This window comes from Pseudomonas sp. SDO5215_S409 (assembly GCF_054071325.1).
Genome location: NZ_JBSVWN010000007.1, coordinates 100,454 through 121,760, shown reverse-complemented (window position 1 = coordinate 121,760; position 21,307 = coordinate 100,454). Strand labels below are relative to the sequence as shown.

Sequence of the window (21,307 nt, the reverse complement as noted above, 5' to 3'; positions counted from 1 at the left end):
ATCAATCCTTTGTCAGTCCGAAAAACCGCCTTGCAGGTGTTCGGCGCGAAATTCCAGGGTTTGCGCGCGGTAGCCCGGGCGCAGCGGTGGGGCGGGCAGGCAGTCGTCCCAGGTCGCACCGGCCTGCAATTCGCCGGGGCCACGGTAGCGGGGGGCGGCGTACACGTTGTCGGCCAGGTTGACCGTGTCGCCCGGGGCATACGCGGCCACGCGCCAGCGCAGTTCGGTCAGCGGCACGTCGTTGCCGTTGTTCAGCACCAGTTTGAGCGGCCGGTCGGCCGGGCATTCCTGCGGGGCGTAGGTGATGCGCAGCTCCAGGCGTGCCAGTTGTTGGGCCTCGCGGTTGTCCAGCCACACCACCCACACCGCCACCAGGCCCAGGCCGACCGCCGCCGCGAGCGACACCGGCAAGGCTTTGGCCGGGTAGCGCAGCAGCAGGATCAACCAGGTGATGATCAGCAACACACCAAAGAACATGACGACCACCTTCAAAATAGGAACGAGCATCCTACCAGCGTAGGTGGGATTGGCCACCTTGCGGTGCGCGCGGGCGGCAGGCAAAAAAAGCCCCCGCCCAACCGGCTGCGGATAGGGGACGCAGTCGGCTGGACGGGGGCTTCTTGTACGACTCTTTTATTGCGCGATAGTTTTCACCGAAATGCCACGTTCGATCGGCGTGGAGCGTCCGTAGATGTCTTCGAAGCGTTCGATGTCGTCTTCACCCAGATAACTGCCCGACTGCACCTCGATGATTTCCAGCGCGATCTTGCCCGGGTTGCGCAGGCGGTGCACCGACGCGATTGGGATGTAGGTCGACTGGTTTTCGGTGAGCAAAAACACATTTTCGTCACAAGTGACCTCGGCCGTGCCGCTCACCACGATCCAGTGTTCGGCGCGGTGGTGGTGCATCTGCAGCGACAGGCACGCCCCTGGCTTGACCGAGATGTGCTTGACCTGGAAGCGCCCGCCCATGTCCACCGAGTCGTACGAGCCCCACGGCCGGTACACCTCGCAGTGGTTCTGGGTTTCGCTGCGGCCCTGTTCGTTGAGGGTGGCGACCATCTGCTTCACGCCCTGGACCTTGTCCTTGTGGGCAATCATCATCGCGTCCTTGGTTTCCACCACCACGATGTTTTCCAGGCCGATCACCGACACCAGCTTGCCGTTGCCGTGGATCATGCAGTTCTTGCTGTCCTGGATCACCACGTCGCCCTTGCTCACGTTGCCGTTGGCGTCCTTGTCGTTGACGCTCCACAGCGACGCCCAGCAGCCCACATCGCTCCAGCCCGCGCTGAGTGGCACCACGCAGGCCAGTTGGGTTTTTTCCATCACCGAGTAGTCGATCGAGTTGTCGGGGCAGCAGGCAAATGTGGCTTCGTCAAAGGTGATGGTGTCGGGCGTCTGCTCGCTGCGCTCCAGGGTCAGCACGCAGGTGTCGTAGATGTCCGGGTCGTGTTTTTTCAGCTCCTCCAGGAAGCGGCTGGCGCGGAACAGGAACATGCCGCTGTTCCAGTAATAACCGCCGTGCTTGACGAACTCGACGGCGCGCTTTTCATCGGGTTTTTCCACGAACTGCTGCACACGGCTCACGCCTTCGGGCAGCAACGAATCGTTGGTGGATTTGATGTAGCCATAGCCGGTTTCGGGGCGGGTGGCGGGCACGCCAAACAGCACCATCTCGCCCCGTTCGGCCGCGATGGTGGCCAGGGCCAGGGCGCGTTGCAGGGCTTTTTGATCGTCGATCACATGGTCGGCGGGCAGCACCAGCATCAGCTCGTCGCGGCCTTCGTTGACCAGCATCATGGCGGTCAACGCCACGGCGGGCGCGGTGTTGCGCCCGAACGGCTCCATCAGGATGCGCTGGGTGTCGAGTTTGCGCGCCGCCAGCTGTTCGTTGACGATGAACCGGTGGTCCTTGTTACAGACCACAATCGGCGCGTCCATGCCTTCAAACACCAGGCGTTCCAGGGTTTGCTGGAACAGCGTGTGCTCGCCGGTCAGGGCCAGGAACTGCTTGGGGAACTGCTTGCGCGACAAAGGCCAAAGACGCGAGCCGCTACCGCCGGAAAGAATGACTGGAATCATGAAGTAGTTCCTTCAGTAAAGAGAAGTTAGGAAGCCCAAGGCTGCAAGTGAACGCCGCGGTCAGCGCGTCGCCACCGGCCGTTTCACCCACACGGGCGACAAGCTGGTGCCTGAGCCGGTGACGTACAGCACGGCGGCCTCACCGCGTTCCAGGGCCACCGGTTTTACATCGCCGACTTTGGTGTCGCCGGCATACAGCGCCAGGCTCACCTTCACCGGGTTGATCTCGCGCTCGCCCAGGCTTTTGGGGGCCACGGCCTTGACCACGTCGGTCTTGCCGTCGGCGGTCTTCAGGCTCAGCGCCCTGTCAGTGAGGTTCTGTACCCGCACCAAGGATTTCTGCTTGTTCTTGAACGGCGGTTCTTCGATCAACTGCGGCTGGCCCGCGCCGCTGTTGACCAGGGTGTAGTAGTGGTCGGGCGCAAGCTTGACCGTGGTGGTCTGGCTGCCGACCTTGGCGCTGTAGTCGCCGCCGGGCATGAAGCTGAAGTCGCTGCTGGCCAGGGGGGCGATGTCGCTCAGGTTGGTGGTGCCGACGGTGGCGCTGACTTCCTGGCTGCTGGCGTTGTACACCCGCACGAAGCTTGAGCCTTTGGGGGCCACGGGGCCGTAGAGCGCGGCGTCGCCACCGGCCAGGGCAGACATCGAAACCACGCTGATACCGGCCGCCAGGGCCAGGGTTTTAGTGAATGTCATGGGAGGACCTCTCGTTCAGTTGTGCGCCCGGGTGGGCGTCTCGGATGTGGGGGTGTTGCTTGCCATGTTTTGCGGGCGCGCACCGGCTTGTTTGAGCTGCGCGACCCACTGCGGGTCGGCGTCGCCGATTTCGTTGTTGACGGGCAGATAACGTTCCGGGAATTCCCAGATCAGCACTTGGGGCGGGTTGTGCTTGAAGTCGTCGCTGTTGAGGTAGCCGAGCATCGGCAGGATGGGGCCGTGGCCGTCTTCGGAATAATTGATCACGTCGCTGTGCAGCGCCTGCTTGAGCGCGCCCACGAAGTTCCAGTTGGGGTTGGCGCTGTAGCTGGTGCCCACCAGGGCCACCGGTATTTCGCTGTCGGCGAACAGCGCCTCCTCACCCCCGGCCTGGGCCAGGTGTGTCACGCGTTTTTGCAACGGCTCCTTGGGCGGCATCAGGTTTTCGAACAGCGGGTCCAACGGCAGGAACAGGCGCAGATCGCCCTTGTGCGGCTCGGTTTTTTCCGCCTCAGTGACAAACCGCTGCGGCGCGCCGCTGAGCGGGGCTTGGGCGCTGATGGTGTCGGCCAGTTGCCGGGCGGCGATCTCGGCGCCGTCCGGGGTCCAGTGGGTATCGGTGCGCAGGAACACTTGCTCGCCGTTCAGCTTGGCCTGTTGCAGCGGGCCGAGCAGGTCGGGGGCGATGATCCGGTCGGCGGCCACGCGGGCGTGGAAGTCCTGATACAGGTTTTGATGAATGCGCGCCGGGCGCACGTCACCCAGGTGCTCGGGGTACAGGCGCACTTTGGCGGGCACGATGGCCATCACCAGTTGCACACCGTGGGCCTTGAGGGTCTGGCGCACGCCTTCCACCAGCGCGTAGTTGCCTTGCAGGTTCTGCTCTTCGTTGACGCTGGGGTTGAATTCCTCATCGCTGTACAGCCAGTGATCGCGGCCCAGCACTACGCCGGGGCGACCTTCGTTGAACAGCTTGAGGTCCAGCGCCGCCCACAGGTTGGTGCCCAGGCGCTTGATCGGGAACTGGTCGTCGTAGTGCGTCTCTACCACCTTGGTCCAGCGACCGTTGAGCACGGTGGCCTCGGCCGGGGTGGAGAAGCCAAAGAAGCTGCGCATCGACCACAGGCCCATCACCAGCAGCAGGGCCAGGAACAGGGCGATGTAGAGCACGCGGAATGAACGGGTCATGTCGGCTCCCTCAGAACTGGAAGTAAAGGAACGGCGAGAAACTCTGCGCCGACAGTTTGAAAATCGACGCCACGAACAGCACCAGCACCGTGGCGCGCAGGGCGTAGCGGGGCCAGTCGGCGGTCCAGTAGGCCGGTTGCACGGCCGCTTCGCGGCCCACGCTGAAACCCGGTTGATGCAGGCTGCCGGGGGCGCCCCCCGGGACGGCTTTGATCAGGCTCGGGTCTTGCGTGGCCGGACGGTTGCGGTAAAAGGCCTGCAGGCCAAAGAACGCCAGCGTCGCGTAGGCCACCACCAGCGTTGCCACTTGCAGGCCGGTAAGGCTGGCGCGGTTGAGTTCCGACAGCGACCAGTCGCCAAAACTGAACATCGCGCCGTACATGCGCCCGGCCACGTGCAGGTTTTCGGCGCGAAAGATCACCCAGCCCATCACCACCAGCAGGAACGTCAGGGCCCAGCGGATCGGGTTGAAGCGCCGTGGCGAGGTGTTCAGGCCGAGGGCTTTTTCAATCGCCAGCCACAGGCCATGCCAGGCGCCCCACACGATGTAGGTGATGTTCGCGCCGTGCCACAGGCCGCCCAGTAACATGGTCAAGAACAGGTTGCGGTAGGTGGTCAGCGTGCCTTGGCGGTTGCCGCCCAGGGTGATGTAGAGGTAGTCGCGCAGCCAGGTGGACAGGCTGATGTGCCAGCGCCGCCAGAACTCGGTGATCGACTGGCTGATGTAGGGTTGCTTGAAGTTTTCCATGAAGCGAAACCCCATCATCAGGCCCAGGCCGATGGCCATGTCGCTGTAGCCGGAAAAGTCGAAATACAGCTGCGCGGTGTACGCCAGCGCGCCCAGCCAGGCATCGCCGGTGGTGGGGTGTTGCAGGGCAAAGCAGTGGTCGGCCACCACCGCCAGGGTGTCGGCGATGAACACCTTTTTGATGAACCCCTGCATGAACCGCGTGCAGCCTTCGGAGAACTTGTCCAGGGTGTGGGTGCGGTGGTTGAACTGCTCGGCCAGGTCGCGAAAGCGCAGCACGGGGCCGGCGATCAGGTGCGGGAAGATCGCCACGAAGGCTGCGAAGTCGATCAGGTTGCGGGTGGCCGGGGTGTCGCCGCGGTACACGTCGATGATGTAGCTGATGGACTCGAAGATGTAGAACGAGATCCCGATGGGCAGCAGCACGTGGGTGAGGATGAACGGCTCCAGGCCCAGCGACTTCATCATCATATTGATGCTGTCGACGCCGAAGTTGGCGTACTTGAAGTAGCCCAGGATGCACAGGTCCACGGCCACGCCCAGCAGCAGCCAGCGCTGGGCAGGGCGGGTGCGCACACCGGCGGCGCCCACCTTGAGGCCGATCCAGTAGTTCCACAGGGTCACGGCGGCGAACAGCGCCAGAAAGTCCACCCGCCACCAGGCGTAGAACACGTAGCTGGCAACCAGCAGCAGCAGGTTGCGATAGCGTTGCCCGCTCAAGTAGTACATGCCGAGAAAGATCGGCAAGAACAGGAACAGGAACACATTGGACGAGAAAACCATCCCGATCTCTCCATGTTTAACCAACAGTCAAGGGCTACAGCCCCCCCAACCCCCCCACGATGTGCGTGAGGGGGCGATGCCACTTTTTTGTGGTGGGCCACTGCCCACCACAGGGGTGTTCGGTGCCCTTAGGAACCTTTGTTGCCTTTTTCATGCGCCGGGTCGTAGACCTTGGTCAGGTCGCCGCCCAGGCGGAACGTCTTGAACGGCTGCATGCCGTGCTTGCGCTCCACCACGTCGGGCGCGCAGGTGTAGAGGGTGCAGAAGGGTTCGAGCCAGGCGAATTTCATGGCCTCTTTCAAGTCCTTCATGTCCTGCTCTTTGCCGTTTTTCTGCTCGAACAGGTCCGGGTCTTTCACCCCGGCCAGCACCTTGTCGCCCAGGCGCTTGAGGGCGCTGTTGTTTTCCTGGCGCAGGTCCACGCCGTTGACCAGCGCGAAGCTTGCGATCATCGACAGCGGCGGCAACGCGTAGTTGTGGTACGCCAACGCCCGTTGCTGGCGCTTGAGTTCGTTGGGCAAGAAGCCCTGGGCGTCGACCTGGTTGGCGCCGACTTTGTATTCCTTCACTGCCCAGTCGAACAGGTCGCGGCGGTTGGTGGCGATGGACGTTGCCATCACCGACCACGCGGCCCAGTAGGAATGGTTGTTGGTTTTGTCCAGCGGCAGGTTGTCCCAGTCGCTCACCACTTGGTCGGCCAGTTTGTTGAACCAGGCTTCGATCACCTGCGCTTCCTGCGGGTGGCTGGCCAGCGGGTGCGAGTCGGAAAACTTCAGGCGCACATAGGCCGAGGCCATGCTGCCCAGCGCCCATTTGCGCATGGACTTGCCGGTGTGGTTGAAGTCCTTGGACATCAACGCATCGGCCTTGGCCCAGCTGGTGAGCCAGTTCAAGGTGCACGTCAGCTGCTCCGGGCGCCCGTCGCGCATGAACTGCATCACGCGTTTGCTGGTGTCTTTTTCCAGCTTGGTGATGTCGGCGGTGCTGTCGCGAAAGGCTTTTTCGGACTGCACGTTCAGCGTGGCGCGGGCCTTGTCCGAGCCTTCGTACTTGCTGCGAAATTGCAGCGAGCCGGTGTAGGGCGCGGGCATGGCGTCGCAGTCATTCTTGAAGTCGCCGGTCTTGAACGCCTCCACCGGGGCGAAATAGCCCTGGGGCGGGCGCAGCGGCGCGGCGGCGTTCGCCGCACCTGCGCAGACCGCAAGGCCCAGTAACGTGGGGATCAATAGCTTGTGCATAGGTGCCCTCATTGCCCCAGTGAAGCGGTGCGCTGACCGCTGCCCGGGAACACATTGCGTGTGCAAATTTTCGCTTCGACCTTTTGCGCGGCCTGGCCTGCCTCGGGGCCCTGGACTTCCACGGCCAGCAGGTTTTGCGAGGCCCAGTCTTCGTCGGTGCGCAGTTCAAAGGCGAAACGAGCGTCGGTGTCGGATGTTTCGGGTTTTTCGAGCTTGATGTCCTCGTGGCGCCCGTTCATGTACCAGAGGGTGGCTTGCAGGGTTTTCACCGACGGGTCGGCGAAGCGGATGTCGACCTGATGGCTGCTGTTGCGCAGGTCCATGTTTTTGCTGTTGACCATCAATTCGTTCTTGCCGGGCTTGAGCGCGGTGCGAGCGCTCATCTGCGCAGGCTTGCCTTCGCAGCCGTTGTCCAGCAGCGCCATCATTTGGCGGTAGATGGTTTCCTGGTCGAGGCGATACAGCGGCGAGAATTCCCAGATAAGGATCTTGGGCGGCGACTTCTGGAACTCGTCGCTGCCCAGGTACTGGATCATCGAGCCTTCCAGGCCGCCGCCGGGAAAGGCCACGTTGAGGATGTCGGCGCCGATTTCCTGTTCCAGAAAACCTGCGAAGTTGTAGTTCTTGCCGCTGTGGCTGGTGCCCACCAGGGTAATCTGCGGGTTGCCCGCGTCGCCGAACAGGTCGCCGTCGGCCGCCTCGCCTTTGGGCTCGGTGCTGAACTGGTCCATGTACTGGATCGCGTAGCTGGTGCCGCACAGTTGGCCGGCCATGTTGTGCAGGGTGCCGGTCTTGCCCATGCGCCCGGACTTTTTCGTCTCGAATTCGCGCTGGGGGATGTCGGCGAATTCGGGCATTTGGCGGACTTTGGCGCCGACGATTTTTGCCGTGCGCTGAGCACCGTACGGGGTCCAGTGCTGGTCGCCGCGAAAGTAAAAGTCATGGGCGGGCAACTCGTCCGGCAGTTGCTCGTCGGTGAGCGGCGACAGGTCCGGCACCACGTAGCCCATCTTGGCGAAGCGGCCGAGCATGGCCTTGTAGTTGCCCAGTGCCTTGTCGAAATCGAACGCGGCTTTTTCCTGCGGGTTGAGTTTGTTGCGGTTTACCAGGCCACGGGTGGGCTGGTAGACCACCACCAGTTCCACGCCCTTGCTCTTGAATGCATCGTGCAACTGCTGCATGCGTTTGTAGCCGGCGGGGGAGGTGTCGAACTCGGTGCGCAGGTCTTCCTGGGTGCGAAACAGCCAGTCGCCCTGGGCCTGCACCAGCGTGGTGAAGTTCTGCTGGTAGCGGGTGGTGTAGTTCCTGGCGTCATACGCGGCCGGGCACAGGCTGCAGCACGGCTGGGCGGTGAACTGCGGGGCCTGTACCGCGTCGGCGCGCACGCCCTGGCTGGCGGCGAGCAGGCCCAGGGTCAAACCCGAGAGGCTGAGCAGTTTGATCATGTGGGGGTGCATAAGGGTCATCCTCAGTCCTGCAGTTGGGTCTGGCGTTCGACGGGGTCGATCAGCACGGCTTTGCGCTGGCGCACCAGCAGGTCAAGTATCTCTTCCTGGCGCTCGCCCAATATCCCGGCGAAGCTGATCCCGCTGGTTTTGGTCGGCGCGAGCATCGCCACGCGATACAGCTCGATGCTCAACGGCGAGTCGATGGACAAGGGGCCGCTGCCGTTGGCCGCCAGTTGCCCGCCGACCACGATCAGCGACACCTGGGCGTCGAACGGGTCCAGGGCGATGTCGCGGTCGGTGTCGGTCAAGTCCTTGATGTGGCCGTAGACGCCGGTCAGCCCGTTGGCCATCGCCACGTTTTCGTACAGGCGAATGTTCACGCTGTTGCGGATGCGGATGCCGTGGCGTTTGTTGGCGATTACCTGGTTGCCCCACAGCAGGTTGTCGGCGCTCTCGTAGAGGGTGATGCCGTCAGTGTGGTTGCGGTAGATCTCGTTGTCGGCCACCAGGTTGTTCACGCTGTTGCGGTCGATCACCAGGCCCGACAGGTGGTTGTCGAAACTGCGGTTGTTGAAGATGAAGCTGTCGTTCACTTCCCGGGAAATGATGATGCCGTGCTTCTTCTTGGTGCCGTACACGGTGTTGTCCGTGATGATCAGGCCGTGGGAGCGGTCGTGGGGGTCGATGCCGTAGACGATGTTGTCTTTGTAGGTGTTGCCCTTGATCACGAACCCGCTGGTTTCGTAGCAGTAGAAGCCGTACCACATGTCCGAGAACTCGGAGTCCACGATCCAGCCGGTGGGCTCGGCGCGCTTGAGCACCTTGGCCATGTTGGGCGTGTACTGGGAAATACTCACCCCGTAGGACTTGCTGTTGGCGTAGCCGAAACTGGCCATCTGGCTGTTGGCGATGTACGTCTGGGTGCCGCCCCAGGCCAGCAGGAACGGGCGAAATTCCTTGGGCGACTGGAACGTCGCCGGGCCATTGGTTTTCTCGCGCCAGCCCGTGATCCTGGTGTCGCGCACAAACAGCTGGCCGTCGTTGATCAGAAACGAGCCGGCCTCCTGGGACAGGCGCAACTCCTGGGTCTGTTTGTCGATTTCCAGGATGCCCTTGCGCCCGACCACGATCGGCAGCCTGGCCAGGAACACCCCCGGCGCGGTTTCGCTCAGGTACTGCTTGGGCACTTTGTTGAGCAGGTCCTTGAGGTTCAGGTAGCCGTCATCGATAAAGATCGCCTGGGGGATGCCGTGCTGGCGCACCACCCATTCGGCCATCTTGTTGTCGCCGCCGATGAAGTCCTTCAAGGCGTCTTCCTGCATTATGCGGCGTACGCTGACCTTGCCGGTTCGGGTGCGCACGATTTTCTTGGCCACGGCCGCCGCCGTGTAGCCCGACACGTCCGGCAGGGCCGGCTTGGGCATGTCCAGCGGCGCCGTATCGGGGCTGGAAATGGTGTAGGTCTTGGCCTGTTGCAGTTCCTTGGCGAGGGTCGGCGCCTTGGCGGGTGTGTCGGCAAACGCGGTGGCGCTGGCCAGGACGAGGGCGGCCATCAGCAGGCTTTGAGCATTCATTGCGCAGGCTCCCATCAGAATCGCCAGATCACGTCGATAAAGGCGCGGTGCATGTACGAATCGACCTGTTTGCCGTAGGCATCGCCCGGCTTGAACACGCCGCCGCGAAAGCGCACCAGCGCCGAAGGCTCATCGATCGACTGGCTCAGCGCGGCCGGCAGCAGGCCTTGCTTGAAGTACTTGGTGACCACCAGGTCCATCTCTTGGCCGAGGTCTTTTTTGCCGTCTTCCAGCGGCAAGGAGGTGCTGGACAAGATCGCGCCGGTGACGTCGTCGGTGGTGTTCTGCACCGCGTCGATGCCGTTGCTGCCCACCGGCTTGTTGCCGTCCACGCGCCAGAACTTGTGGTACACAAGGCTGGCGTCGTAGTCCTCGCGCAGCTGCCAGGCGCCGAACAGCGTGGCGGCCTGCAGGTTGTTCATTTCGCCGCGAAACGCTTCGCCCAAGCGATGCACGCGCGACTGGGTACCGGTCCAATTGGAGCGGTTGCTCTGCAGACCGTTCTGCTCGTAATGGGCGCTGGCGCGCGAATACGCCGCGCCTACTTGCCATTGCGGGTCCAGGCGCAGGCGCACGCCCAGGTCGGTGGCCCAGCCGTCGGCGTTGTCGCTGCGTTTGCTGGCGGGGCCGTCGACGGTGTCGCGCTTGCCGTTCATGCCGGTGAGGCTGGCCCAGTAGTTGACGGTGTGGGTGTTGCGCCAGTTGTAGGCATCGCTGTTGGCCTCCAGGCCGAGCCAGGTCAGGTCGCCGTTTTCGCGCTTGTCCAACGGGTCGGTGGCCACGCCCGCCTGGGGGTAGTCGAGCTTGCCGTTGTCATGGGTGTGATGGGCGCGAAGGCCCACCCACTGGCCCGGGGTCCACTGGTAGGACGCGTCGGCGTAGAGGTGCTGGCGGTCCTTGTCTGTGGGGGACAGTTCCTTGAGGTCGGTGCGGTATTCGCTGAAACGTTCGGCGACGCCCACATTGGCCTTGAGCAGGGTGGTGTCGAAGGTCCAGTTCAGCGCTTCGATGTTGGTGTCGCGCCATTGCCCGTCGTCATTGCGCAGGCGTTGGCGGCCGAACTTGAGGATCTCGCCGGGGTAGGGGGTGAAACCGCTGTAACCCACCCAGAACTCACGCAGGGCCAGGTAGTTTTTCTTGGGCGTGCGGTCGTCGTTGCTCGACGGCTGGGCGTCGTCGCTGGGTTGCAGGGTGTCGGTTTCGATGATGTCGCTGGAGGTCACCGCCTGGCCCATCGCGTAGGCGCTCCAGTTGCCGCTTTCGCCATAGGCCCACGGGCGCAGGTCCAGGCCGATGCCGTTCACGTCACCGCCGGGCTGGGTGCCCAGGTCGCGGTCGTCTTCGGATTGGCCGGTGATTTTCACTTCCAGGCCAAAGTTCTTCTGTTCGGTCAGCGCCGCCAGGGTGGGGCAAGACCACAGCAAGGCGAAGGTCAGGCCGATACCGGCCTTGACGAATGGGTTGAGCTTCATAGGGATTCCTCGCCGTCTTCTTCTTGCAGGGCGTGCAGTTGCAGCGCGCTTTGGGCCAGGGTGCCCCGGGCGGCCAGTTCCTGTTGCACCAGGCGTTGGCCTTCGGCGCGTTGGGCGGGCGGCAATTGCTCTTCCAGCTGGGCAGCCAGTTCCTCTGCTTGCGGGGTGTTCTGCGCCTTGGCCAGTTGGCTGAACACATAGGCGTTGAGCGGGTCGGGCCGGGTGCCCTTGCCTTGGGAAAACAGCTGGGCGAGGGCAAAATCGGCACTGTTCTGGCCGTTGCGCGCCGCGGTCAGCAGGTGGTCCAGGGCCTTTTGCGAATAGACCTTGCCCAGGTAGCCCCGGCGGTAGATCTGGCCCAGGTAGTAGTCGGCGGCGACTTCCTTGCCCAGCGCCTTTTCAAAATGCGCCTCGGCCGCCTGGGCGTCGGCGGGCACCCATTTGCCCTCGTAGTAGAGCTTGCCCAGCAGCAGTTCGGCGCGGGGCTGGTCGGCGGCGCGGCCGTTGTCCAGGTACTGCATCATCTGGTCCACGTCGCCCAGTTGCGGGAAGTCATAGAGCAATTGCGCCAGGCTCACCCAGGCCGCCGGGTAGCCGGGGGCGATGTTTTCCAGCAGCGACTGGGCGGTTTTTTCGTCGGGGGTGCCCAGGCTGGCGTCGGCCAAGACGCGGGCCACGCTGTCCACACGCTGCGCGGTGACGGTGCCGCGCGCCTGGCCCGCCTGCAGCTGTTTGAGCAGGTCGGCCTGGCGGTCGGGCTGGCCGCGTTTCTGGTAGACGGTGGCCAGTTCCACGTAGCAGATGTCGGTGCTGGCGAGCGCCGCCTTGCAGGTGCGTTCTACCTCGTCCAGGTGTTGGTCGTAGGTGCCCTGGGTGCGGTAGAGCAGTATTTGCGCCAGGCCCGCTTCCGGGTTGCCGGCGGCGCGCCATTGGGTGATCTGCTGCTGGGCGTCGATGCCCGGGAAGTCGTGCGGGTATTGCAGGTACAGCATGGCCAGCGGGATCAGGGTATTGCCTTCGCCCTGGGCCGCGGCTTTTTTCAGCAGGGCTTGCGCCTCGTGGTGCTCGGCGGTGCTGGCGCCGGGCTTGGCCACCAGCAACCGGCCCAGGCGCGCCTGGGCGCGGCTGGAGGTGTCGGCGGCGGCACGGTACGTGGCTTCGGCCTGCTGGATTTGCGCGGGGTCGCGGGTGCTCACCTGGATGTCGGCGAGGCCCACTTGGGCGTCGCTGTAACCCAGTTCGGCCAACTGCTGATAGTTGTGCTGCGCGGTGGCAGTGTCACCGCGCTTGAGGGCCTCGTTGGCCAGGCGCTGGTCGGGCAGACCGGCGCAGCCCGCCAGGGCGATGGCCAGCGCCAACGGAACCGGCAAGGATCGAAGGGCGCTCATGGTTAAAGACCTGCGGCCATGGCTTTGTCGATCAGCCAGTTGAGCGAGGGGCCACGGTCGCTGGTCACTTCCACGGGGCGGCCGGCGTAGGCGCTGTCCAGCGGGGTGTCGGGCTTGATCTGCACGCGGATATCAGAGGACAGGTCGGCGCTGTTCAAACTGGTGCTGCTGACGATGGTGCCGGTACGGGCCTGGTCTTCATCGGCCACCTGGAAACTGACCCGAGTGCCGGGGCGTACGTCGGCGAACTGGCGGTAGGTAAAGCGTGCTTCCACGTTGGCCTGGCTGCCGCGTGGCACCAGTTGGAAGATCACGTCACCCTTGCTGGCGTATTGGCCGTCAGCAACCATTTGCTGGGCCACGACGCAGTCGCAGGGCGAGGTCAGGGTGCCGGTCATTTGCTTGCCGAACAGTTCTTCCACCTTGGCCGGTTGCAGCTGGTTTTCGTCCAGATGGCCCTTGAGCACGTCGAGCATGCTGGTGCTGAAGGTGGCCAGCGGCGCGCCTTTGGCGGCGACCGCGTCGCCCTTGATCAGGCTTTGCACGGTGCCGTCGCGCGGCATGGTCACGTTCATGCCGGGCACGCTCACAAGGCCTGCCTGGGCATGGCTGACAAAGTACATGCCGTACACCGACTTGAAGACAAACCCGAAGGCGGCCAGGCCTACCAGAAAAGCGGCGAGGCTGAAGGTGACGGCGCGCAGGCGGCCCAGCGGGCTCATGCCGCTGCCGTTGTCCTTGACCTTGCGTTTTTTGGTGAAGTTGTCCCGTTGCAGGGTCGCCAGCACGTCGCCCATGGTCACGATGTCACCGGCCAGATGGGAGGTGATCAGGTGGCGCAGGGTGGCGATGTCCTGGGGTTCCAGGTTCTGGAATTCGCAGCCGGTGCGCCCGCTCTGGCGGTCGTAGGAGCGGATCAGCAGTTCCACGTCCATGGCCAGGCCCAGGTTGTCGATCACGAACTGCAAGCGGCCCTTGTGCACCTCGCCGACGCGCAGCGCCTGCGGGCCTGCGTTGAACGCCAGGCCACCGGCGGACAGGTCGAGCACCCGGGCTTCGAGCGGGGTGCGGTCGGTGCCGAAGAAGCGCAGCTTGGCCGGGATTTTTACCCGGGCGTGTTGGCGCTGGGCTTCGGATTCGTGGACAACGTTGATGTTTACGGGGCTATTCATGGCGGTGTAATTCCTTGGTTAATTCAGGCGTGGCTGGCTCAGACCATCGTCAACAGCACGGCCACGAAAACGCTGCCGGCGGAGAAGGTCATGGTCCGGGACGACCAGGTGTTGAACCAACGTTGAAAACTGGCGAGGTCGCGGGTCAGCTTGGTGTCTTGGCGGGTCCAGGACTGTTGATCGAGGCGGAAGAACACGTAGATTTTCACCAGCGCGCCGACGATCTGGTTGTAGTAGAGGATCAGCGGGTAAGCCGGGCCGATGCGGTGCCCGGAACAGGACAGCAACAGGGTGAGGATCAGCCGGGTGATGCCGATCCACAGCAGGTACGCGAGGATGAACGCGCCGCCGTACTTGAAGCTGGCGATGATGGCCACGGTGAGGCCCAGCAGCGAGGTCCACATGGACACGCGCTGGTCGAACAGCACCACGCTGGTGAACAGGCCGAGGCGGCGTATGCCCAGGCCCAGGGCGCGGGAGTTCTGGCGCAGGTTGTTGCCGTACCAGCGGAACATCAGTTTGCGGCTGGCCTTGATGAAGCTTTTTTCGGGCGGGTGTTCCACGGTGTTGATCGCGGCGTCCGGCACGTAGAAGGTGTCGTAGCCCAGGCGCATCAGGCTGAACCAGCTGGACTTGTCATCGCCGGTGAGAAACTTGAAGCGGCCCAGGCGCCAGTGCTGCAGCGAGTCGCTTTCCACGTCGGCGATAAAACCCGGGTCGGTCACCACGCTTGCGCGAAACACCGACATGCGCCCGGTCATGGTCAGCACGCGCTTGGACAGGGCCATGGAGCACATGTTGATGTGGCGCTGGGCGAAGCGCAGTTTGTGCCACTCGCTCATGATGTAGCCGCCGCGCACTTCGCAGAACTCGTTGGTGGTCAGCCCGCCGACATTGCCGAACAGCTGGAACCACGGCACGGTCTTGCGCACCACGCCTTCGGCGAGCACGGTGTCGCCGTCGATCACGGCTACCACCGCGCGGTCATCCGGCAGGTGACGGGAGATCGCCCGAAAGCCGTAGGCCAGGCCGTCGCGCTTGCCGGTGCCGGCGATGCGCACGAAATCCAGCTTGACGCGTTCGGGCGGGTTCAGGCGTTCCCACAGGCTTTTCACCAGCAGTTCATCGGACATTTCCACCAGCGAGCAGACCACCGTGGTGGGAAAGCCGCACTCGATGGCTTCGCGGATCACCGAGCTGTAGACCTGTGCGGTGGTCAGCGCATCGATGCGAAAACTGGTGACCATCAAAAACACGTGGGAGGGGTCTGCCGATGCGCCCAGCTTGCGCACTTTGCGCCGCAGGTGCGGGTAGACCACGTAGAGAAACAGCATGCCGCGAATGAAATGCGTGGCACCCATGGAGTAGCGCCAGATGCCCACGGCGCCAATCAGGAAAATAAAATTCTTGGACTGGGAGTCGAACGTACTGGCGGGCAGGGTCAGCGCCAGCAGCGCCAGAAACCCCAGGAACAATAGCCAGCCCGTCGCTTGGTTTAGCCTTTGCATGTGTGTGACCTTTGGTGGTGGGGAGCTGCGAGCGGCAAGCGCGCGGCTTCAACGGGCGGCTTGCCGCTCTGAACGTGCGCTGCCCTTACCAGCAGATCCCTTCGGCGCGACCGTTGGCCGTGGTGGCCTTGGTCATGAAACCGACCAGGTCGATCACTTGTTTGCCGTGCGGTGCGTCGTGGGCCAGGGCACGGAATTTCTCGTCGCGGTTGCCCAGGATGATCACGTCGGAGTTGTTGATCACGTCGTCGAAATCCGCGTTGAGCAGGGACGACACGTGGGGGATTTTCCCTTCGATGTAATCCTTGTTGGCGCCGTGGACACGGGCGTATTCGACGTTGCTGTCGTAGATGCTCAGGTCAAAGCCCTTGCCGATCAGCATCTCGGCCAGTTCCACCAGCGGGCTCTCGCGCAGGTCGTCGGTGCCCGCCTTGAAGCTCAGGCCCAGCAGCGCGACTTTGCGTTTGTCATGCCCGCTGATGATGTCGAAGGCGTTTTGCACCTGGGATTCGTTGCTGCGCATCAGTGAGTTGAGCAGCGGCGCTTCCACGTCCAGCGAGCTTGCGCGGTAGGTCAGGGCGCGTACGTCCTTGGGCAGGCACGAGCCGCCAAAGGCGAAGCCTGGGCGCATGTAGTACTGGGACAGGTTGAGGGTCTTGTCCTGGCAGACCACTTCCATCACTTCGCGCCCGTCCACGCCCACGGCCTTGGCGATGTTGCCGATCTCGTTGGCAAAGGTGACTTTGGTGGCGTGCCACACGTTGCAGGTGTACTTGATCATCTCGGCCACGGCGATGTCCTTGCGGATGATCGGGGCGTCGAGTTCTTCGTACAGCGATTGCAGGACGTCGCCGGAGGCCGTGTCGAATTCACCGATGACGGTCATGGGCGGCAGGTCGTAGTCGGCGATGGCGGTGCTTTCACGCAGGAACTCGGGGTTGACCGCGACGCCAAAGTCGACACCGGCCTTTTTGCCCGAGCAGTCTTCCAGGATCGGGATGACCACGTTGGCCACGGTGCCCGGCAACACGGTGCTGCGCACCACGATGGTGTGACGGGTGGCTTTGTCGCGCAGCACAAAACCGATTTCGCGGCACACCGACTCGATGTAGTTGAGCTCCAGGTCGCCGTTTTTCTTGCTGGGCGTGCCCACGCAGATCATCGACAGGTCGGTGTCGCGGATCGCCTCGGCAAAGTTAGTCGTACCGCGCAGTCGGCCGGTTTGAATCCCCTGGCTCAACAACTCGCCCAGACCCGGTTCGACAATCGGCGATTTACCCGCGTTGATCAGGTCAATCTTGTCCTTGGAGATGTCTACGCCGACCACTTCGTGGCCGCGGGCAGACAAGCAACCGGCACAGACTGCACCCACGTAACCCAAACCAAATATGCTGATGCGCATCGCATTTACCTCTGTGTTAGTCACGCCATTAGATGGCTGGAGTTCATGTTTTTAGGCGTCGGTCAGCCACAAATAAGTGCGGCGAATAAACGCCGGTAACTTCAGGGCTGGCAAAATAAAAAGTGGAGTGCTTAAACACTGCACTCAAGGTGTGCACAACGTGGCCTTATTATGAGTACTTGCCCTGAAAAGTCGCCGACGCCCCCGCTGGGGGCGCCCGCTAGTGCGGCTTCAGGGTTAAGAAGCAAACGTAAAGCCTTTAATATCAATGCCTTGGTCTGTATTGATAACCTGTGCAAAAGGGCCCGCGCGTGGTCATTGTTCGCAAACGTCCTGGCGGCGGGTCGGGCGCTATCAACTAATAAGTTGATAGCGAATCCAAAATTAAACATGAGATGACAACTTCGCTACGTGTTGAAGTCGTCACGTAAGTTATCGCTTACAGGTACAGATAAAATCGTTACGGGTGGTATGAGCGGCGCTAGAAGACGAAGTTCCTGGCCACTCATCCTGTTTCCGGAAATTTCTTGAAATATTAGAAAAGATGGCACTGGTAGTACAGTGATAGCACGGTATGTTTTAACGAGTCATTACGGGGAGTTGCGGGAGGGAGATAGTTTTATGCCACTACGGTTAAAAAAAGCGGTGCCATTACGAAAAAAAATTACCGATGTCGAGTGAAATAAAAGTTAAAAATTGAAACGTGTGTTTTCTGGCGCCAAATAAATGACGAATCAAGGGGCGAAGGCGGATGGAAGTGGGAGCAGGCTCCCACCTCCACGTGTGCAGAGCCTGTCGACGTACTGCGTTATTCCGGTGCGTGGTCGCGCAGAAAAACCAGGTTGTCCGGTGTGGACTGTTGCGCGTTAAAACGGTAGCCCTGCACGTCAAACTCCTTGAGTTTGGCCGGGTCGTTGATGCGTTCGTCGAGCACAAACCGGCTCATCATGCCCCGGGCCTTTTTGGCGTAGAAACTGATGATTTTGTATTGGCCGTTTTTCAGGTCCTTGAACTCGGTGTTGATGATGCGCGCGTTCAGGGCCGTGCGCTTGACCGCCGAGAAGTACTCGTTGGACGCCAGGTTGAGCAGCACGTCGTCGCCTTGCTCGGCCAACGTTTCATTGAGCCATTCGCTCAGGCGCGTGCCCCAGAACGCGTACAGGTCTTTGCCGCGGGCGTTGGCCAGCTTGGTGCCCATTTCCAGGCGGTACGGCATCATCAGGTCCAGCGGGCGCAGCAGGCCGTACAGGCCCGACAGCATGCGCAGGTGTTGCTGGGCGTAGGTGAAGCCGTCGTCGCTGAGGGTGTCGGCGTTCAGGCCGGTGTACACGTCACCCTTGAACGCCAGCAGCGCCTGCTTGGCATTGGCGGGCGTGAAGGCTGGGGTCCAGCTGCCGAAGCGCGCCGCGTTGAGGCCGCCGATTTTGTCGGACACGTGCATCAGCTCGCTGATTTGCGCAGGCGTGAGGGTGCGCAATTGCTCGATCAGCTCCTGGGAATGGTCCAGGTACTGCGGCTGGGTGAAGCGCGAGGTGGCCGGTGGGGTGTCAAAGTCGAGGGTCTTGGCGGGGGAAATCACCATCAGCATGAAGTCGTCTCCTGTAATCGTGAGGGGATTCTAGGGGGTGAGGCGGTTTGACTCCACCTATGATGCTGATAGCGACCAATCCGCTATGATGCCCGGCGAACCTTGCGATGGAGACTGTGCCGTGCGAATTGCGCTTTTGTTGTCCGCCTGCCTGCTATGCCTGGGGGCCCAGGCGGCGCCCGTGGAAGTGGCCAGCCTGGACCGTGGCACCTGGCCCGAGCGGCTGAGCAGCCCGGCGCTGTTTGATGTGGCCTCCCGCGCCGAAATCCTCATGTTTGCGCGCACGCTGCTGGTCAGTGAGTCGCTGGACGAACCCGCGCTTGGGCAGCGGCTGGGGCTGAAGATCATCAACCTGGCGTCTGTAGACGACCTGCGTCGCCAGCTCTGGCAGCGGCTGTTGGACAACTACACACAGGCCCAGCAGAGCTGCGGGCAGGACGCCTCGTTTTGCTACCTCGTAGAGAGCATGGACGATCTGCGCGAGCAGGCCGGCAAGTTCGAGGTCAGCGACAGTTCGTTCTATATAGGCTGGGCCGGGCCCAGTCGCACGTTTCATGAGCGCTACCTGGACGAGCTGTTGCGCAAGGCGGCGTTGTTCCCGCAGATCAGCAGTGAAATCGCGCGGTTCGGCGACCACGAGCGCAATGGCGACGAGCTCAACGACCGCATGTTCCTGCTGACCTTTGACAGCGGCCCGTCGCCGGTCAGCGGCAACACCGACTGGCTGGCCGACTACCTGCGCAAACAGAAGCTGCACGGGATGTTCTTTACCCTGGGCAACAGCTTGCAGACACGCCTGGAAAAAACCTCGGGTGCCCAGTTGCAGGCGTTGTATCAGGGACAGTGCGTGGGCATCCAGGGGTGGCAGTATCGTTCCCACAGCCACTGGGTCGACTGGCAGTCGTCGGTGACCCGCAGCGCCGCGCTGGCGCAGAACCTGTTGCCGGAAAACTACGTGCCGCTGTTTCGCCCGCCCTATGGCCAGCGCCGCGCCGACAGCCAGGGTTTTTTCCAGGCCCAGGGGCTGCAAGTGGCGTTGTGGGACATCGACTCGCAGGATGACCCGGGCAAGCTCAAGCCCGAGGAATCGGCCAACCGTGTGCTGACACTCATGCTGTTGTGGCGCAAGGGCGTGATCCTGTTTCACGACACGCAGGACAAGGCACGGGTCGCACTGCCTTGGTTGCTACAGGCCACGGCCGAAAGCGGGCTGGGTTGGCAGGACTGTCGGGAAGCGTTTCGCTGAGCAGGCGATAAGCCCGGCCCCGTTGGGGTTGCGGCTTTTTCGGGGTAAAAATGTTGCGCCATTCGATACCGGCGGACTTTCGACTGTAACGGCACTGTGCCGGTACGCCTAGTGCTATTCGTCATCCTGAAAAATAAACTTCAAAAAAGCGTCAAAGTGCTTTTTCCTGTCATGGGTTTTGCGGTATTACGAAGGCAGACCGCCGAAACCTGCAGCACAGGTGGCGTCTTCCAAGACACCTCATGTGTGCACCGCGCTTGACGCCCCTCAGGTGCGAAAAGCGGTCGAATCGAGGCGCAGCACCGCCCAGGTATTGCGTCGACTGGATCCCACAAAGGTGACCGAGTATGGATGATCATGGACGTAACCCTTCTTCCGACCAGCCAATCCTTTATGTGCTTGATACCAACGTTCTGATCCACGATCCAAACGCACTGCTCAATTTCGAAGAACACCACGTTGCCATCCCGATGATCGTGCTGGAGGAGCTCGACAAACTCAAAAGTGGCCACCACAGCGTTGCCGCCGAATGCCGCCAGGCCATCCGCCTGATCGACAAAACCCTGGGCGAAGCCTCTCCCGAGGACGTTGAGCAGGGGGTGCCGATCCAGCGTGGCAAGGGCGGGCCAAAAGGCTTGCTGTCGATCCTGATGAGCAAGCATCACGAGCCCAACATCCTGTTGCCGGAAAACCTCAACGACAACAAGATCATCAACCAGTTGATCGACCTGCACACGCGCGACAAGGGCCTGCGCCTGGTGCTGGTGACCAAAGACATCAACATGCGCCTCAAGGCCCGCGCCTGCGGGATCGCGGCCGAGGACTACAGCACCGACCAGCTGGTTGACGACGTGTCGATGCTCTCGCGTGGCTATCACACCATGACCGGCTCGTTCTGGGACCGGGTCAGTAAAGTCGAAACCCGCCAGGACCACGGCCGCACCTGGCACCAGGTGCAGTTGATCGACAACCTGCCAGCGGTGCACATCAACGAATTCATCATCGACGAGCAGGGGTTCGTGGGCTGGATCAAAGAAATCCAGGTCGACAAACTGCTGATCCTCGACCTGCATCAGGAACCCCTGTTGCACCAGGAAGCCTGGGGCCTGAAACCGCGTGACATCTACCAGAGCCTGGCGCTGTATGCGCTGCTGGACCCGGACATCCACCTGGTCAACCTGACCGGCGCGGCGGGTTCGGGTAAAACTATCCTGGCGCTGGCCGCGGCCATCGAACAGACCATGGTCAGCAAGCGCTACCGGCGCATTATTGCCACCCGCAGCGTGCAGGGCCTGGACCAGGAAATCGGCTTCTTGCCCGGCACCGAGGCGGAAAAAATGGAGCCGTGGCTGGGGGCGATCACCGACAACCTCGAAGCCTTGCATATGGATGACGAAAACACCCATGGCAGCGTCGACTACATCCTCAGCAAAGTGCCGTTGCAGTTCAAATCCCTCAACTACATCAGGGGGCGCAGCTTCCAGCAGAGCCTGATTCTGATCGATGAATGCCAGAACCTCACCCCGCACCAGATGAAAACCATCATCACCCGTGCGGGCGCCGGTTCCAAAGTGGTGTGCCTGGGCAACCTGGCACAGATCGACACCCCTTACCTGTCCGCGACCAGCTCCGGGCTGACCTACCTGACCGAACGCTTCAAGGACTTCCCCAACGGCGTGCACATCGCCTTGCAGGGCGTCCCTCGCTCGATTCTGGCCGAATACGCCGAATCCCACCTATAAGCCCATGCCACAAAAAACGGGCGCCCTTG

16 protein-coding genes are annotated in these 21,307 nt (G+C 62.3%); 2 read left to right on the top strand and 14 right to left on the bottom strand.

Going from position 1 to position 21,307, the window contains the following annotated elements; translation table 11 throughout:
- Positions 1-12: 12 nt before the first annotated feature.
- The 14 genes from ACW9H9_RS06185 to yaaA all read right to left on the bottom strand — a co-directional run bounded on the left by ACW9H9_RS06185 (position 13) and on the right by yaaA (position 18,290).
- On the bottom strand, positions 13-477 hold the full coding sequence (locus ACW9H9_RS06185; protein WP_457342197.1) for a multidrug transporter: 465 nt from the start codon (positions 475-477) through the stop codon (positions 13-15).
- A gap of 156 nt (positions 478-633) precedes the next feature.
- Positions 634-2,085 carry a mannose-1-phosphate guanylyltransferase/mannose-6-phosphate isomerase gene (locus tag ACW9H9_RS06180; protein ID WP_457342198.1) on the bottom strand — a complete coding sequence of 484 codons (1,452 nt, stop codon included), beginning with the start codon at positions 2,083-2,085 and terminating at the stop codon, positions 634-636.
- A 60-nt stretch (positions 2,086-2,145) separates the two neighbouring features.
- Entirely contained in the window at positions 2,146-2,781 is a 636-nt protein-coding gene (locus ACW9H9_RS06175; protein WP_457342200.1) for an alginate O-acetyltransferase AlgF, read from the bottom strand.
- Between the two features lie 15 nt (positions 2,782-2,796).
- On the bottom strand, positions 2,797-3,969 hold the full coding sequence (locus tag ACW9H9_RS06170; protein WP_457342201.1) for an alginate O-acetyltransferase: 1,173 nt from the start codon (positions 3,967-3,969) through the stop codon (positions 2,797-2,799).
- A 10-nt stretch (positions 3,970-3,979) separates the two neighbouring features.
- The gene (locus tag ACW9H9_RS06165) at positions 3,980-5,500 is read right to left on the bottom strand and encodes an MBOAT family O-acyltransferase (RefSeq protein WP_457342202.1); all 1,521 of its coding nucleotides are present in this window, start codon (positions 5,498-5,500) and stop codon (positions 3,980-3,982) included.
- Positions 5,501-5,628: 128 nt separating this feature from the next.
- Positions 5,629-6,738 (bottom strand): mannuronate-specific alginate lyase, encoded by a 1,110-nt coding sequence (locus ACW9H9_RS06160; protein ID WP_457342203.1) that lies wholly within the window; start codon positions 6,736-6,738, stop codon positions 5,629-5,631.
- Between the two features lie 8 nt (positions 6,739-6,746).
- Entirely contained in the window at positions 6,747-8,195 is a 1,449-nt protein-coding gene (locus ACW9H9_RS06155) for an alginate O-acetyltransferase (protein ID WP_457342303.1), read from the bottom strand.
- An 11-nt stretch (positions 8,196-8,206) separates the two neighbouring features.
- A complete protein-coding gene (gene algG, locus ACW9H9_RS06150; RefSeq protein ID WP_457342204.1) occupies positions 8,207-9,775 on the bottom strand; it encodes a mannuronan 5-epimerase AlgG in 1,569 nt (522 codons plus the stop codon).
- Positions 9,775-11,232 (bottom strand): alginate export family protein, encoded by a 1,458-nt coding sequence (locus tag ACW9H9_RS06145; protein WP_457342205.1) that lies wholly within the window; start codon positions 11,230-11,232, stop codon positions 9,775-9,777. The genes algG and ACW9H9_RS06145 overlap by 1 nt, the downstream gene beginning before the upstream one ends.
- Entirely contained in the window at positions 11,229-12,620 is a 1,392-nt protein-coding gene (algK, locus tag ACW9H9_RS06140; protein WP_457342206.1) for an alginate biosynthesis TPR repeat lipoprotein AlgK, read from the bottom strand. The genes ACW9H9_RS06145 and algK overlap by 4 nt, the downstream gene beginning before the upstream one ends.
- Positions 12,621-12,622: 2 nt before the next feature.
- Entirely contained in the window at positions 12,623-13,792 is a 1,170-nt protein-coding gene (locus ACW9H9_RS06135; RefSeq protein WP_457342207.1) for an HlyD family efflux transporter periplasmic adaptor subunit, read from the bottom strand.
- A 38-nt stretch (positions 13,793-13,830) separates the two neighbouring features.
- The gene (gene alg8, locus ACW9H9_RS06130) at positions 13,831-15,300 is read right to left on the bottom strand and encodes a mannuronan synthase (RefSeq protein ID WP_457342208.1); all 1,470 of its coding nucleotides are present in this window, start codon (positions 15,298-15,300) and stop codon (positions 13,831-13,833) included.
- 85 nt (positions 15,301-15,385) lie between these two features.
- On the bottom strand, positions 15,386-16,702 hold the full coding sequence (locus ACW9H9_RS06125) for a nucleotide sugar dehydrogenase (protein WP_457342209.1): 1,317 nt from the start codon (positions 16,700-16,702) through the stop codon (positions 15,386-15,388).
- A gap of 808 nt (positions 16,703-17,510) precedes the next feature.
- Positions 17,511-18,290: a peroxide stress protein YaaA gene (gene yaaA, locus ACW9H9_RS06120; protein WP_457342210.1), complete on the bottom strand. Its 780-nt coding sequence runs from the start codon at positions 18,288-18,290 to the stop codon at positions 17,511-17,513.
- A gap of 121 nt (positions 18,291-18,411) precedes the next feature.
- Here yaaA and ACW9H9_RS06115 point away from each other — a divergent pair, with 121 nt between their 5' ends.
- Together ACW9H9_RS06115 and ACW9H9_RS06110 are read left to right on the top strand one after the other, a co-directional pair.
- Complete coding sequence (locus ACW9H9_RS06115; protein ID WP_457342211.1) at positions 18,412-19,536, top strand: polysaccharide deacetylase family protein; 1,125 nt, start codon at positions 18,412-18,414, stop codon at positions 19,534-19,536.
- Positions 19,537-19,883: 347 nt separating this feature from the next.
- Positions 19,884-21,278: a PhoH family protein gene (locus ACW9H9_RS06110; RefSeq protein ID WP_457342212.1), complete on the top strand. Its 1,395-nt coding sequence runs from the start codon at positions 19,884-19,886 to the stop codon at positions 21,276-21,278.
- The last annotated feature ends 29 nt before the right edge of the window (positions 21,279-21,307 follow it).